The 14,681-nt window shown below is 59.6% G+C and carries 19 protein-coding genes; 12 read left to right on the top strand and 7 right to left on the bottom strand.

Going from position 1 to position 14,681, the window contains the following annotated elements; translation table 11 throughout:
• The first annotated feature begins 69 nt into the window (after positions 1-69).
• Positions 70-240: a hypothetical protein gene (locus ACUXST_RS12595; protein ID WP_458390338.1), complete on the top strand. Its 171-nt coding sequence runs from the start codon at positions 70-72 to the stop codon at positions 238-240.
• 435 nt (positions 241-675) lie between these two features.
• Here the strand turns inward: ACUXST_RS12595 and ACUXST_RS12600 are convergent, their stop codons facing one another.
• Together ACUXST_RS12600 and ACUXST_RS12605 are read right to left on the bottom strand one after the other, a co-directional pair.
• Positions 676-873: a hypothetical protein gene (locus ACUXST_RS12600; RefSeq protein ID WP_458390339.1), complete on the bottom strand. Its 198-nt coding sequence runs from the start codon at positions 871-873 to the stop codon at positions 676-678.
• 321 nt (positions 874-1,194) lie between these two features.
• On the bottom strand, positions 1,195-1,320 hold the full coding sequence (locus tag ACUXST_RS12605) for a hypothetical protein (protein WP_458390340.1): 126 nt from the start codon (positions 1,318-1,320) through the stop codon (positions 1,195-1,197).
• Positions 1,321-1,741: 421 nt separating this feature from the next.
• Between ACUXST_RS12605 and ACUXST_RS12610 the strand changes: the two genes are divergently transcribed.
• Positions 1,742-4,081 (top strand): PAS domain S-box protein, encoded by a 2,340-nt coding sequence (locus ACUXST_RS12610; RefSeq protein WP_458390341.1) that lies wholly within the window; start codon positions 1,742-1,744, stop codon positions 4,079-4,081.
• Positions 4,082-4,247: 166 nt separating this feature from the next.
• On the opposite strand, the gene ACUXST_RS12615 is transcribed toward ACUXST_RS12610, so the two are convergent.
• The 3 genes from ACUXST_RS12615 to ACUXST_RS12625 all read right to left on the bottom strand — a co-directional run bounded on the left by ACUXST_RS12615 (position 4,248) and on the right by ACUXST_RS12625 (position 5,736).
• Positions 4,248-4,943 carry a hypothetical protein gene (locus tag ACUXST_RS12615; protein ID WP_458390342.1) on the bottom strand — a complete coding sequence of 232 codons (696 nt, stop codon included), beginning with the start codon at positions 4,941-4,943 and terminating at the stop codon, positions 4,248-4,250.
• Between the two features lie 155 nt (positions 4,944-5,098).
• Positions 5,099-5,314: a helix-turn-helix transcriptional regulator gene (locus tag ACUXST_RS12620; RefSeq protein WP_458390343.1), complete on the bottom strand. Its 216-nt coding sequence runs from the start codon at positions 5,312-5,314 to the stop codon at positions 5,099-5,101.
• A 2-nt stretch (positions 5,315-5,316) separates the two neighbouring features.
• Positions 5,317-5,736 carry a hypothetical protein gene (locus tag ACUXST_RS12625; protein ID WP_458390344.1) on the bottom strand — a complete coding sequence of 140 codons (420 nt, stop codon included), beginning with the start codon at positions 5,734-5,736 and terminating at the stop codon, positions 5,317-5,319.
• 223 nt (positions 5,737-5,959) lie between these two features.
• On the opposite strand from ACUXST_RS12625, the gene ACUXST_RS12630 reads away from it, so the two are divergent.
• Positions 5,960-6,229 carry a cold shock domain-containing protein gene (locus tag ACUXST_RS12630; RefSeq protein ID WP_458390345.1) on the top strand — a complete coding sequence of 90 codons (270 nt, stop codon included), beginning with the start codon at positions 5,960-5,962 and terminating at the stop codon, positions 6,227-6,229.
• Positions 6,230-6,844: 615 nt separating this feature from the next.
• Here the strand turns inward: ACUXST_RS12630 and ACUXST_RS12635 are convergent.
• A complete protein-coding gene (locus ACUXST_RS12635; protein ID WP_458390346.1) occupies positions 6,845-7,450 on the bottom strand; it encodes a hypothetical protein in 606 nt (201 codons plus the stop codon).
• Between the two features lie 456 nt (positions 7,451-7,906).
• On the opposite strand from ACUXST_RS12635, the gene ACUXST_RS12640 reads away from it, so the two are divergent.
• Positions 7,907-8,125 (top strand): hypothetical protein, encoded by a 219-nt coding sequence (locus ACUXST_RS12640; RefSeq protein ID WP_458390347.1) that lies wholly within the window; start codon positions 7,907-7,909, stop codon positions 8,123-8,125.
• Positions 8,126-8,252: 127 nt separating this feature from the next.
• On the opposite strand, the gene ACUXST_RS12645 is transcribed toward ACUXST_RS12640, so the two are convergent.
• Positions 8,253-8,435, bottom strand: coding sequence for a hypothetical protein (locus ACUXST_RS12645; RefSeq protein ID WP_458390348.1), 183 nt, complete (start codon positions 8,433-8,435; stop codon positions 8,253-8,255).
• A 409-nt stretch (positions 8,436-8,844) separates the two neighbouring features.
• On the opposite strand from ACUXST_RS12645, the gene ACUXST_RS12650 reads away from it, so the two are divergent.
• The 8 genes from ACUXST_RS12650 to ACUXST_RS12685 form a co-directional block, all read left to right on the top strand.
• On the top strand, positions 8,845-9,054 hold the full coding sequence (locus tag ACUXST_RS12650; protein ID WP_458390349.1) for a hypothetical protein: 210 nt from the start codon (positions 8,845-8,847) through the stop codon (positions 9,052-9,054).
• 156 nt (positions 9,055-9,210) lie between these two features.
• The gene (locus ACUXST_RS12655; RefSeq protein WP_458390350.1) at positions 9,211-9,450 is read left to right on the top strand and encodes a hypothetical protein; all 240 of its coding nucleotides are present in this window, start codon (positions 9,211-9,213) and stop codon (positions 9,448-9,450) included.
• A gap of 304 nt (positions 9,451-9,754) precedes the next feature.
• Positions 9,755-10,042, top strand: a complete 288-nt coding sequence (locus ACUXST_RS12660) for a hypothetical protein (RefSeq protein WP_458390351.1) — start codon at positions 9,755-9,757, stop codon at positions 10,040-10,042.
• 604 nt (positions 10,043-10,646) lie between these two features.
• A complete protein-coding gene (rsgA, locus tag ACUXST_RS12665) occupies positions 10,647-11,474 on the top strand; it encodes a ribosome small subunit-dependent GTPase A (RefSeq protein WP_458390352.1) in 828 nt (275 codons plus the stop codon).
• 3 nt (positions 11,475-11,477) lie between these two features.
• On the top strand, positions 11,478-11,633 hold the full coding sequence (locus ACUXST_RS12670) for a hypothetical protein (RefSeq protein ID WP_458390353.1): 156 nt from the start codon (positions 11,478-11,480) through the stop codon (positions 11,631-11,633).
• A gap of 387 nt (positions 11,634-12,020) precedes the next feature.
• Positions 12,021-12,662: a hypothetical protein gene (locus ACUXST_RS12675; protein WP_458390354.1), complete on the top strand. Its 642-nt coding sequence runs from the start codon at positions 12,021-12,023 to the stop codon at positions 12,660-12,662.
• A 134-nt stretch (positions 12,663-12,796) separates the two neighbouring features.
• A complete protein-coding gene (locus ACUXST_RS12680) occupies positions 12,797-13,513 on the top strand; it encodes an IS6 family transposase (protein ID WP_458390355.1) in 717 nt (238 codons plus the stop codon).
• Between the two features lie 305 nt (positions 13,514-13,818).
• On the top strand, positions 13,819-14,681 hold an 863-nt coding region (locus tag ACUXST_RS12685; RefSeq protein WP_458390356.1), incomplete at its 3' end, for a VCBS domain-containing protein.

Consider the following 14,681-nt stretch of genomic DNA (forward strand, 5'->3'; position numbering starts at 1 on the left):
TGTTAAGTCCATCAATCTACGTCCAAGTTAGAGAATGAAACGCCCGCGGGGCGCTACGGCTCGGTCCGCATGGCCTTCGACGCACAACGCTTCCGCCAGCGGGCCATCGACTGCCGTGCACTGGCAAAGAGCGCGCGCACGGAAAGCGACGCCGCAATGTTAGAAGAGATCGCAGCAGATTTGGATCAGGAGGCCCGCCTCATCGAGAAGGAGGAGCGGCGGGATCAGTCGGAAGGCTAGGCCTGGTCCTCACTAGCGACGGAGCGACGTTACCAAACGTCGCTCTCTCCAGATCTCGCATTGAATTGCGTTTGGCTTCATCTCCCGAACCTGATCTGAGTCCTTGCCGGTTACGTAACTTGGCTGCGTGGAGCGCGGTGTCGTCTGAAGTGGCCATAAACTTTTCGGTGGAACAGATGCGTCCTGCTCGGTCGAAACAGTAGAGCCGACATTGAGCCATCGTTCGATACGCCCACAAACATTTACATAGATTAGGAACGCTGCCGATCTAGCTTCGTCTTAAGTAGATGCCCCAAGATGTCGATCGGTTTCGCGTGCGGGCTCAAGAGTGCCGGGCACTAGCTGAAGGCGCCCGCAATCAGATTGACCGGAAAGGTCTGATTGAAATCGCTGAGGAGCTGGAGGCAGAGGCCGCCGTGATCGAGGCTGAAGCAATCAAGCAGGGTCAGGGGAGAGGTCCTGAGCATTGAGCGTCGCGACCAGGCGCGCTCCCTGCCATACCTCGCATTTCAAAGCGCCGTTCTTCAGGTTGCGTGCTTTTTCGATAGCCTCGGCATCATCGGCAGCTGTAATCGGCTCCGCGAAGCAGATTTTGCCTGCACCGTCTAAACAGTAGATCCGGTAGTCAGCCATGCGCACCGCTCCCGTGCGGTTGGTCTAATTACCATAACAGCACAGCGAAACGATACAGCCGTTAGGCTGTGGTCTCTCTGGGCCACCCCGCGCGCTATGCTCCGACATAGAGAACCCCTGCCAAGCAATGAAGCCTGACAGGGGCTGCCCACCCTCTCCCAAGAAGGTAACAGGCCACTAACTGACTGTAACCAAATTGTAAACGCCAGCCCCGAGGGGCTCTAGGTCCTAGGTCAAGCAGCAGAACACTAGCTCAGGTTAGCGACAGGACTGCCGCGCGGGCGCACCGGTTCCCCCGCAACTTCGGTCCGCTTCAGTGCCTTACTTGGTGTGCGTCATCGTGTGGTGATGCGCAGCCTTCATCTTGTCGCAGCAGCACTTCTCAGCCGCGAACGCGGCGGTTGAACCGAAGGCGATCAACGCGACCGCTAGAACAATCTTCTTCATGTTCCGCTCTCCTAAAACGCCCCACGGACCTAGCACTGCGGTTGCCTCTCAAGAAGTCATAATCGGTTGTTCCATGGGCGTCCATTGAAGGTCCGCTCTCGTCTCACCAGGGCTCGCCCTCCTTATGGCAGCTATCGCGGGTTACCCTTATGTTGCAGCTCCCGAGAAGTCCGGGCAGAGAGTTGGACTCCTAGAGGAGCTCCGGCGAGACGCTCCGAAATATTTCGGACCGGGCCGATGAGCATGCCGACGCACACTCGACGCCTGCCGATCCAAACGCGGTACTAGATGCACTCAAAAGAGACAGAGGAGCCCGTGCGTCAATCAAGCGTGATGGGCGCTGGGCATAGCGGCAGCTTGAATCATCTGAAGCCATGGGGGCCCAGCAATCTATGAAACATAGCGCGACCAGGCTACTCGTTTGCACTCCATTCAGCCCCGAGGCCAAATCTTGGATGAGGCGAGTATTGATGGCACCTCGCCTAGGCGAGCTGGGTCACTGGAAAGCGTTGCCGCGGCCGGCACAGCGCGGAGCGAAGGACTCTTTCGGTTTCTGGATCAGCTTGGGCAGGAGGTCTCCCGGGCGACAGACGCCGACGAAATCATGGCCATCACAACGCGCTTAACGGCCGAACACCTCGAGCTCTCAAATTGTGCCTATGCCGACATGGATGAGGACCAGGACGGTTTCACTATTCGCGGCAACTGGCACGCGCCGGGTTCTCCGTCGATTGTTGGGCACTACAGGCTGCGGGACTTCGGAAAGCTGGCTGTTCAGGAACTCGGAGCGGGACGACCTCTGGTCATCAATGACAATCTGAAGGAGATTTCTCCTTCGGAGGCAAAGACCTTTCAGGACATTGGCATCGGTGCGACCATCTGCATGCCATTAGTTAAGCGCGGGCGGCTTACTGCGCTGATGGCTATCCACGACAAGGATCCACATTACTGGTCCGATTATGAGCTGGCGGTGATCCAAGAGGTCACCGATCGCTCGTGGGCGCACGTGGAGCGCGTTCGAGCCCAAGCTCGCGTACTTGAGTCCGAGGCTAAGTTTCACGCTATCGCGAATTCTATCGACCAGATGGTCTGGTCGACGCGGGCAGACGGATTTCACGATTACTATAATCAGCGCTGGTACGAATATACGGGCGTGCCCCCCGGCTCGACCGACGGTGCGGCGTGGAACGGGATGTTTCACCCGGATGACCAGGAGCGCGCCTGGCAGGTGTGGAAGCACTGTCTCAAGACCGGCGAGCCCTACCATATCGAATACCGGCTCCGACACCGGAGCGGCGAGTATCGCTGGGTGATCGGGCGGGCGCAGTGCGTCCGCGAGGCTGATGGGCGTATAAGTCGGTGGTACGGCACTTGCACAGACATCCACGATCAGAAAGTTGCCGAGGAGCAAATCAGGCGCAACCACGATACGTTCTACAGCCTCATCCAAAACAATCCTTTTGGCATTTACGTGGTTGATTCTGATTTCTGCCTCGCAGAAGCCAGCCAGGGTTCGCAGAAGGTATTCGCCGACGTTGATCCACTGATCGGTCGGGATTTCGCCGAGGTGCTACGCATCGTCTGGGCCGAACCATTCGCAAGTGAGGCCATCACGCGTTTCCGGCACACGCTAGACACCGGCGAACCTTATGCCTCGGCCGCGACAGTCGAGATGAGGGGCGACCTCGAGAACGTCGAAGCTTACGATTGGCGCATCGAGCGGATCGAGTTGCCGAACGGACGATATGGTGTCGTGTGCTACTTCTACGATTTGAGCGAGCGCCTGCAGTTCGAGCAAATGTTGAAGCTCAGCGAAGAGCGTTACCGACGCATCTTTGAGCAAACGAGCGATCTCATCCTGACTGCCGATTTGAGGCAGATCATCACGGACTGTAACCCTTCCGCCGCGACGGCAGTCGGTTTGACCCGGTCCGAAGCAATCGGCCGCGCGATATCAGAGTTTATCTCACCGGAGGACTTTGACCGCACCACGGCGATGCTGGGCCGTAAACTCGAGGAAGGTGGCACCACCCGCTACGATGTTCGTGTTCGCAGCAGGACCGGCGAGTGGCTCTTTTGGGAAATAAACTCTGGCCTCACGTATGGCGAGGATGGCAACGCCGTCGGGCTTCACGTCGTTGGCCGAGACATAACGGAGCGGAAGCGCTTTGAGCGTCAGCAGCAAATGCTCGTCGGAGAGCTCAACCACCGCGTCAAGAACACGCTGGCAATCGTACAAAGCCTGGCTCATCAGACCTTTGCCGCAGGCGCGACAAGTAACTCTGCCAAGACGAGCTTCGAAGGGCGATTGCAAGCGCTCGCAACTGCTCACAATCTTCTGACTCGGAAGAGTTGGGAATCCGCTTCGATGACTGAGGTGGTGACAGAAGCGCTTGCCCCCTTCTGCATTCCAGAACGTTGCTCAGCAGCGGGACCTACGCTCATGCTCCCACCATCCACTGCGGTCGCGCTCGCGCTGGCTACGCATGAGCTCGCAACCAACGCTTCCAAGTACGGGGCTCTGTCAAACGATTGCGGCCGTGTGTCCGTCCGGTGGACCGTCACCGAGCGCACTCTGACTTTCGTCTGGCGCGAGGAAGGGGGGCCGACCGTTTCTCCGCCCCCACGTTCTGGGTTCGGGACCAAGCTAATAAAGCGCACGCTGGCGGCCGAACTGAGGGGTAAGGCAGAACTCGACTTTGAACCGTCCGGACTAGTTTGCCGAGTGGAGGCTCCGATTCCGCAGTGGCACGACGCTTGAAGTGATCCGGAGACTGCTCGCGGGCAGGCTGACGCTGGCAGACCCTCAGCTCTCCGACCTTTCTCCATTAGGCCGCTATTGGCAGCTTTCGACCCAAAGCAGACACAAGCACCTTAGCTCCCTACGTGTTCGAAGCGAGCTCGCGGCGAGGCTGATTGACCTGGACCTAAACGCTGTGACCGGTGAGCGACTTCATACTCGCAAGCCAGAACGGCTGGTGGAAGAGCCAGGTGGCAAGCACCTCGTTTGCCAAGATCCACAAAGCTGCTGCGATGTAAGCAGGGTGGAGCCGGCGCCGGGTCGCGAGGTCGTAGAGTCCCACCGCCGTGACCAGCACCACAGTCCCAACGTATGTCGAGAAATACATGGGGAGGGCACCATCACCCCAGCGTGCCGAAAGCGGCGCCTCCCAGATCCGTCCGAAGCCCGGCTCTGTTAGTGCGATCGTGCCCATCAGCATGAGCCGCTTGTGAGCCGCCGCATCCCGGCGCGTCAGGAACCCTGCGCCGATGAGCACGGCGGACCCAAATACATTCGTGAACTGGACGCTCAGCCAAGCGATCCATTTGTCCGGCATGTAAGGGTTGCTCGCCTGAACTAGTGCGGCAGCGGGGCCGAGGACCAGCATCATGGGGAGCAGGAGCAACACCGCCCAGCCGAGCCTGCGGTGCAGCGCTACGCGTTGCGTTCTCACCAGTAAAATTTGAGCAACGAGCAATACGAGCCAACCCACATATGCAATCACATGGGCATGGACGACCAACGGAAAGGAGAGAGCGCCGGTACGAGCGCGATTGACTAGGTCAATGCCGAACCCGACGACCATCGCCAGCCAAACCGCTCCGGCGGCTACAGCAATCATGGTTCGGTCAGCGCGATGCCGAGGCGCGAATCTCACGTCCGAAGTCATAGCGTCGAGCAAGGTGAGCCTCCTGCTGAAGGGGTAATGTAACCGGTTACATTCGAACAGGCCAGCGTCGGCTTACGATCCATTGCAGACATGTCAGTTTACTCCGATCACCCTTTCCACCCGAAGACATCTTCGATTCCGACACGGAACAGCCGGGCGATCCGAAAAGCACTCTCCAGGCTGGGAGAATAACGACCGTGTTCTATGGCGATCACTGTTTGTCGGGTGACGCCGATCGCTTGGGCAAGTGCGGCTTGGCTGATCTGGCCATGTTTCTCGCGCAACTCACGTACGCGGTTTGTGATCGGAGGACTTTTCGACACGGTTAGGAGCTTCGGCGGAGAAGGCTGATCTGAAATCCATACTCGGAGATCTGCGATATGATCAGGCTCCCCATGATCATGTGAAAAAACAATCGGCCATCCTGATGGTAGGCAAAGAAGAGAGCCGACGTAACGGCCCCAACGCCCAGGACGAACCCGGACCAGTTGCCCGCTCGATCAAGCAGCGGTCTCTCCCGTTCGTCCGCAGCAGCGGCGGCATCCCCGGGCCGAAGAATGGCCATGGTTGCCTGCGCAGCGACGGAGGCAACCACGACAAGCACGGTGAACGGGATGACTATCGCGAGTGGAGGTGCTGTGGAGCCAATTGCAGTCGAGGCCGCAAGCGCCAAGTGAAGGTAGTAGAGACCCGCGGCGAGCATCAACGCGCCCATCACCCAAGCAGATTTTTCCCGATACGACATCCACAGCCCCCTTGTCAAAAATGTTAGACACTGATGTGGGAGAGTAGAATGAATGTCAAATATATCTGACATAGCCTCAACGTCCGCTTCCACCCGGTGGCGGGCGGATGGAGATCGTGTCGGCGCCCGCGCTCCTTCCGATCAGGCTTACGCTTCGTGATTGTGTAGGTTTGAAAGCACACCCCAAATAGGGGGTGGAAACGGCACCCAAGCCAGTTAGATAATGGGGATGATCACGACAGGCCGGGTGAGCTGGTTCAATCTCGAAAAGCAATTCGGTTTCGTCAAACTGGATGATCGTCAGGGCGATGCATTCTTACGAATGGCCGTTCTGAAGGACGGCGGATTCTACTTTGTCCCGCGCGGCACAGCGGTAAGGGTTGAGGTCGAATCCGCTCGCGGCAAGTTTGCGGTCGTCAAGGTGCTCGACGTGGACACATCCACAGCGCAACATGGCGAGGCACCAGCACAGCCCCGCAAGGTGAAAAACTAGTCTGCCTTCGGCAGTACGCGCTGCTTGGCGGTCTTCCTAAGCCGCTCTTCCCAACGGTCTTCGTCATCGTCTGCCTCATGCTCGCGTGCTAGAGTGCGATGATGACGGGGCGCGCTTTGACGAGCGGACGAAGAAGCTGGTGAGGCATAAGCCGGCGGAGAAGCCGGAGTAAATATTGCGGTATTCGGATTGGTGGGGGCGCTTCCAGTGTTTTTCTACTGCGTTGTTCAGACAATCGAAGGCGCTCGCGACCGACGCTGGATAATGGCGGCGTAGGGAGCGGTTCGCGTGGCTTTACTCGCTTACCTCATCGCCAGGATGTTGCGATCTCCTGGCTACTGAGCCCAACCGACGGCGGGTTTGTAAAATGCGCTATCACCAACAAGAAAAGGCCGCTCGCCAAGCGGACCTGACGAACGGCACAGAACCGCTGCTATTTAGGTGGGCGGCGATGGTGACGCGTCAGGACCTCAACGGCATCTAGGAACGGCACCGTCATAACGAGCTGATGATTCTCATCCTCGATCTCCTCCTACCCATTCCTCCCACTAGCGATCTAGTGTCTGCTTTCGACCCATTGCGGGCTTCAATCTTAAGACGCGGCGGCGCACCCAATTAGTAGCGCCGGTAAGTGGTGGTATGGCGTTCGACGTGCATGCTGGTGACGAGGCCGGCGGTGTCCAGGTTGCAGCGGAACGCGAGGTCATTGTTGCTGGGATGGAGCTTGGCATACGGCTCGCCGCCGGACCCCGCGCCCTGGTACGCCTCGCCGCCGTAGCCGCCGCGATAATCGATACCGCTGTCGATCAGCCCCTTAACGCGCATCCCGTCCGAGCGGCGCTGCACGTCGGTGATCGCGCTGACCCGCATGGTGGCGGCGACACCGGGAAAGCCCGGCACACCCACCGCGCCGGGCCGGTAGGCGCCGACATACGCCGCATAGCCTTCAGTCCCCGCATAGCCGTTGACGCCGTACAGTATCGCACCCTGCGCAAGCGCCGCCGTGACGCAGCGGGCGATGGCCTCGCGATCGCTGGCGGCGTAGCGCGCGCCGAGCTGCCGATCGACGATCTCGCGGATCGGCGCCGGCGCGACGAAGGGTGGAGGCGGCGTGTGTCGCGGCGGGGGCGCGGCAATGTTCTGGCCGATGGGCTGGGCGGAGGTGGAAGCCGACAGGCCGGCAAGCGCCGTCGCCGCGGCGAACAGGGACAAGGTTTTCATGGGGTTTTCGCCTCGGCTCTCAACCGGAATTGCCGGGAGTTCATGAGAGGAACGCGCAGGGAGGGCTGATGGGGCCGCCACTGTGAAGAGGCTACCTTAGCCGGGCGATGGTTGGAGAAGCAGGACGAGCGTTGATCTGCCAATGTCCGCTTCCCACCAAAGCAGACATTCGCGACCATGGGCAACGAACGCTTAGCGAGATTCTGGGCGCACTACTGACTTGTGCCAAAGCGAGGCTGCGCCCGAATAGGCGGGACTCTGTTCCCGCGAACTCAAGCGTAAACAGCGTCTAAATCAGGCTATCCGTCTGCCATTGGTTCGCCTGTGTGTTGCAGCAGCTAACGTCAGCTTTCCACCCAATTGCGGACGGAAGGGCATGAGCAAACATTAGCGTGCCGCTCACCGGAGCTGTGTCCTAGGGCGATGTCTCTCCCGGACAGCTTCGCCTTCAATTAAATGCGGCTTGAGCCTGCTGCGGACAAGGTCCGCGCCCTGGCCGCTCATGCATACCAGGCGGACGCCACCATCGAGCAAGCGCTCGATTGCGGAGACGCCGACACTGGCCTCCAGGCACTTTTCCCGCACTTCGGCTTCGGTCAGCGCCAGCAAGACTGCGCGGCTCACGACTTCGCGGCCCGCTTTGCAGCGGCTACAGCGTCACGTGCGCTGGAATAGCGATAGCCGCCCCAGAAGAAGACGTCCGCTGGTACGCGTTCGACTCCATACCGGTCCAACTCCGATTGCTCGACTTCGTCACGTCCGCTCATATCGGTCGGTTCCTTCTCCGCCTGACAGCGCGCGTTCAAAACTGAGCCACGGTAGAGGAGGCGGCCTCCGACTGCAGAGCGGTGACGCGCCTCTGGGCCGCACTATGTTGTAAACGTTCAAGCATGTCGGCACGCACGCTCCAGCTGGCCGCGCTACGCTCGAGGACCAGCCGCTCGTTCGCGGTCAACATCGTGACCGACTTCAGCAGGTCGGCCAAGGCCCGCTCCCGACAAACTTCAGAGGAATCCCGCTTCACCGGAATCTTTCGTGAAGCCGTAACCGGGATGGCAAGGGATTGAATCATTCCGCTCATACATTTGCACCTGCTGGCAAGCGGGAGCCTGATCAGCTCTCAGTCGCCAAGGGCCTGCGGAAAGAAGTCAGCGATGAGTATGGTTAGCACAGATATGTCAAAAGCACGAGGCAATCCGGTCGCAATAAAATAAAAGCAAGAAACTAGGGAATTGCTCCTACGGTGAGCTTGTAGCATCCTGCGTCATATAGTAGACAAGAAATGCTAATAGTCGGATCGACGGTCTTGGGTGCCAAAGCGCACCTTGCGTCATCTTCGCCGCCTCCTAGCCAGCAGCCCGCCTATTCTGGTTGTTGCTTCGAAGGAGCTAGCCATGAAGTATTCTGGTACCGTCAAGAAGTTTGACAGCGCCACTGGGCTGGGCGAGATCAACCCTCAGGTTGCGGGCAACTCTCTGCGTTTTGAGACCAGCGCCATCGCTTGGGACCGCAAGATCCAACCCATCGTGGGTCAGCGGCTGTCCTATGATGTCGGCCATCGCGTAGATAGCCAGCCTTGGGCGCTTAATCTGCAGACTGCCTGAGCTGTTGGGGGCAGGCGGGAGCTTCGGCTCCCGCCATAACGGAGAATGAATATGCCTGGCGACGTCCCGAGCAACTCTGATCAGTTCACCAGCTCCGGCGTGGTGAATGAAGACGCCTCCTTAAAGCGTACCGCAGGAGCTTGGGAGGGAGGCCACATGAGTTCCCGCTTCGGTCGCATCGTACGGGATGCGACCGTGCACCCGGCCTACAAGGTCATTCTGTCGCACGATGATGGGGACGAGAGCGAGCGTGCTTTCGCGACGATGCGCGAGGCTGAAGCCTTTGTGCGCCGGAACACGCCCCGTCCGCAGGTGCGCAACTCGTCGCGGGATCGAGATGCGCCAGAGGCCCAATCGACGCCAACCTCCACTGCATGCCATCCAAGCACGCTCTGAGCATCGCTCAGGACCACGCTTCGTTGCCGGAGGGTTGTTGAGCTTATGCGAACGACAAGATCCCAGGTAACTTTCCAAGCCCCTTTCACCCTGAACAAAAACGTCGGGGAGTTGCCTGCGGGCACTTACGAGATTGAAGTAGACGAAGAACCCATCCTCCTGGCTGAGAGAACGGTGTATCGTCGAATCTCGACGCTCTTGGTCGTGCGCGGTGTGGGAACGACCCGGACTTTGCAAATCGATCCAAAGCACCTCGAAGCCGCCCTGCACAAGGACGCCAGCGGTACATTAGGATCTTGAGCAAATGGCTTTGACTAACGAGGAACGCTTCATCGCTTCATGCGAGAGTGTCGGCGAAGCTGATGTCCGGCAGAAACTTGCCGGCAGCCAATACAGCGAGCGACGGGCTCAGTGGGCGAACAATTGGCTCGAACAGCTAGAGAATGGCAAGAGTGACGCAACCAAGGCCGAAGAAAGCAGCAGCCGCCTACGCAAAGCAGCCAAGCCCAACGGCTTTGTCCGGTTCGCTATAGCTGCGATCCTATTGGTTATGCTGCTCGCTGGTGCGACAGCGTTTCTGAAAACCAGATAAGCTTGGTGCGTCGCACCTAAGAAGCCGTGCTGCTGGAAGCGGCTGGCCCGCTGCGCAAAGCGGCGACGAGCCTAGCGGCCGTTAGGACCAGTGTAGGTCGGAGCCCAGCCACCTTAGGCGTTGGCCCAGCGTTCTTCACCTCGCCCGTTTGCAGGAGCAACCGCATGTCGCGCAGGACGAATTACGGCTTTGAGCGCCAGGAGCGCCAGAGAAGCAAGGCAGCTGTTTCTGCTAGAAAGGCGCAAGCCAAGGCAGATAGGAAAGTGTCGGAGCAAGGGGCCGCGACTGCGACTGACACGACCGATTCTTAGGTGAAGGTGGATCAGGTTTTCGTTTCTGGTACGGCCCCTTACCGTAGCCGCTCAATGTCGGTCTCTCCGAAAGCCCCTGTTGAGGGAACATGGTAGCACCCGGAACCGATCTTCGTCAGTTCGGCTGGAAGCCGTTTTTTAACACGCAAGTATCCGCCGAGGAGAACCGCAGGTGTCAGCCTATGCGGGTCATGGCCGTTCATCGCGGAATGGTGACTGTCGCCGGCGAAGGACTCGAGGACTCAATCTCGTCGGGCGTGCCAGCGGCAAACGGGCCCGAAGACCGACCTACAGTGGGCGACTGGCTGCTGGTGGATCGGCATAGTCGGAACCTCGTGCGCATCCTCGATCGAACAAGCCTGTTCAAGCGGTCAGCGCCTGGCGACGATGGTCGACTTCAGCTTATCGCCGCAAACGTCGACACGCTCTTCATCGTCACATCCTGCAACCAAGATTTCAACGTTGCGCGGCTTGAACGCTATCTAGTCCTCGCGCGCGAGGTAGGCGTGCGACCTGTCATAGTGGTCACGAAGGCCGATCTTTCTCCTATCCCAGATCCTTTCCGCCAAGCAGCGCGCGCCCTCGAGGCAGGGCTGCAGGTTGAAATGGTTAACGCGCGGAATCCCAAGAGTGTGGCTCGGCTGGCTGCCTACTGTGGCATCGGAGAAACCGTTGCGCTGGTCGGATCATCGGGTGTCGGCAAGTCCACTCTCGTCAACACCTTGAGGGGCTCGAATGCCATCGAGACGCAGGCTGTACGCGAGAGTGACGGGAAAGGGCTTCACACCACAAGCGTCCGCCAAATGCACCGTCTCGGCTCAGGTCTGGAGGGAGGCGGCTGGCTTGTGGACACACCGCGCATGCGCGAGCTTCAGATGTCCGAGGTAGCCACGGGTGTTGCCGAGGTTTTCGACGACATAGTCGCTACAACGCTTGAGTGCCGCTTCACGAACTGCACTCATGCTGCCGAGCCTGACTGTGCCATCCGTGCCGCTATTGCGCGGGGGACCCTTGAACCTGCTCGCCTTGCAAGGTGGCGCAAGCTGACCAACGAGGATGCAGTAAACACTGCTAACGTGGTGCTCCGACGTGTGCGTCCAAAGGCCGGCAATAGGAGATGATGCGTGGCTGACCTATACCTCAAAGCACTGGAGACCGAGCGTAGAAGGCTCTGGGCCGAATGCCGCCTGAAAGGCTTGGCCAAGGGCACACCGGAGCGGCTCCGCATAGAAGAACTCGACCGCCTCCTGAAGGAGCACCGCACGAAGGCCGCCGGCTAAGCAAGTCTAAGTCCCAATCCGGTCAGATTGGCTCCGCGTCGCCGCATTTCTGGACGCTAAGCCCGATAGCGGAAGCGCAGCAGACGGCCAAATCCTGCGGTTTGGGCAACCCCAGAATGTCTGCTTTAGACCCCACCCCGACATAAGCGGCCCACCTCTATGGAGGCCACAGGCTGATCCGGCAGGGCTGTGAGGTCCATCAAGTGACGCAAGCACCATCGAGATCGATCTGCGTCTGCGATGTGAGCATACCCTTGCGAAGTACTCGTGGTTGCAAGCAGCCAAGCCCGCCTGGGTGTTGTTTTCAGTTCATGCAGCGCAACGATGATGAGATCGTTCTTGTCCTGAACTCACCGGAATTCTCCGCGTGAGATCTAGGAATTTGTCATGACAACCTTCACTAGGCTCCTGGCCGGAGCGGCAGCTATCGGTGGGTTTGCGGCTCCAGCCGCGGCCCAGTACACTGGAGGCCCTGCCCAGGCGTATCCGCAATACCAGCAGCAATATCCGCAGCAGGCCTCCCCGTACGGCCAGCCGACCTACGGTCAAGGGACTTACGGCCAGCAGGGATATGGTCAGGGCTATAGCCAGGCCTATGGCCAACAGGGCTACGGGCAGAACCCGCTCGGCCAGATCATCGATCAACTGCTGGGCAACCGTTACAGCGTTAGTGACCGCACCGCGGTATCGCAGTGCGCCTCTGCGGCCGTGGCTCAGGCTGGACAATATGGCGGCCGTTATTCGGGCAACGGCTATGGCCAAGCTCACGGCTACGGTCAGGGGCAACATAATGGCTACGCATACAACCCTGCCGGCGGAATGCGGGTGACCTCCATTACGGGTGTCCAGCGTCGATCGAACGGGCTGCGGGTTTCCGGAACCATGAGCGCCGCGGCGGGGTACGCCAACCAGTATGGCTATCAAAACCGGAGCGATGCAGGCAGCACCCTCACTTTCCGGTGCACCGTAGACTATCGCGGGCAGGTCTCGAATGTCCGGATCGGCAGCCGCTCGGGTTACCGCCGATAGTCTGTTCAGGGCGCAGCGCGGTGGTTGCTACCGCGCTGCGCCTGCAACCGATGTGGCGACCACGCCAACACTATTGAGGGCGTTGTCAGAGCAAATGCACCGATAGGTAATCGAGCGAGGGTAGGGGCTGGGCCATGCCTCGCTCCCGTGTCCCGATTAGTCCGTTCCGCTACTTCAAGACCTCTCCTGAAGTGATCCGCCTGGCGGTGCTGCTGTACGTGAAGTACCCGCTCAGCCTGAGGAACGTCGAAGACCTGCTGTCGGAGCGAGGCGTCGACATCAGCCATGAGACAGTCCGTTATTGGTGGAACCGGTTTGGACCACTTTTCGCAGGAGACATTCGCCGGCAGCGGGTGAGCCGCATGCGTGGCTTTCGCCAGCGGCGATGGCACCTAGACGAGATGTACGTGAAGGTGAACGGCGAGATGCGCTACCTCTGGCGTGCGGTCGACCAGGAAGGCGAGATCCTGGAGAGCTTCGTTACGACGACGCGCGACAAGGCTGCAGCGCTCAGGTTTATGAAGAAGGCCCCCAAGCGCCATGGCTCACCTGAAGCCATCACCACTGACGGGCTGCGCTCCTACAAGGCAGCGATGACCGAGCTCGGGAACCTGGAGAAGCAGGACGTCGGACGCTGGGCCAACAACCGCGTCGAGAACTCGCACCTGAGCTTTCGAAGACGAGAGCGCGCGATGCTGAGGTTCAGGCGAATGAGCTGTTTGCAGAAGTTCGCATCCGTCCACGCCAACGTCCACAACCACTTCAACTCCGAACGCCACCTCGTCGACCGCACCACTTTCAAGCAACGCCGCTCGGCAGCCCTTGCCGAGTGGCAGTCGCTGTTCAGCTGACCATGCTCATCAAAGACACTCGTCCGCCAATCGGAGAAAAGTGCGCGTTAGTCTGACAGCACCGCCAACGCGTCGGCTGAAGTCGCCGGCGGCAAACATTCTCCAGGTGATCCGCGGCGCTACTCCGTAGCGCTTCCGATGGCGTGAACAGCCTACTCCTGCGCACGACTGCTTCCATTAACTGCTTCGTCCCAATCTGGAACGGCAGCGGAACCAAGCTGTTGCTAATTCTTGGTTAATTGTCCAGTTAACGCAGGTTAACGATTCGCCGGGGGGCGGATCGCGAGTGCCGGGGGACTTCCAAGATGGGTAATACGCCGACCAACACGGGTGGTGGCACCACCACGTCGTTCTCAAACACGCCGCAAGCGGTTGATGACAAGTTCTTCGCAACGGAAGACGTCATCTACATCTTCGACGTCATGGCGAACGATCTCGGCGGCAACGCCAAGACTCTCTGGTCGGTTGACGATGGCACGAATTCGACCGGTAGCACGCTTCCTGGCTCCGACCTGCTCAGCCAGGATACGGCGCGAGCCGAGTCGACTTCGACGGACAAGAGCTTCGGTGGGGCCAGGATCTGGATCACGTCCGACGGCAAGGTCGGCTACGATGCTTCCGCATTCAATTTCCTTGGCGCTGGCCAGACGTTTACGGATCACTTCACCTACGCCATCCGGCTCGGCAACGGGACGCTGAGCTGGGCGACGGTGTACGTGACGCTCACCGGCACAAACGATGGCCCGACGATTGCTGCTTCGACTCAGACCGGCCTTGTCACGGAGGATTCAACCCCGACCAGCACTGGTGGCCATTTCGCGTTCGCGGATGTGGATCTGACGGACACGCACACAGTCACCGTTACTCCGGCGAGCAACGGCTATCTTGGCACGCTCACTGCCAACGTCAGCAATGACACGACCGGCGACGGCACCGGCCAGGTGGACTGGAGCTTCAGCGTGGACAACGCCGCGATCCAGTATCTCGGCGCCAATGACACCCTGACCCAGACATACACGGTCCAGGTCAGTGACGGTCACGGCGGCATGGCGAACCAGACGGTCACCGTGACCATCCACGGCACCAACGACGGTCCGACGATTGCGGCCACGACCCAGGCTGGCTCGGTGACTGAGGATTCGACTCCGACGAGCACCGGTGGCCATTT

This window comes from Sphingomonas sp. F9_3S_D5_B_2 (assembly GCF_054263715.1).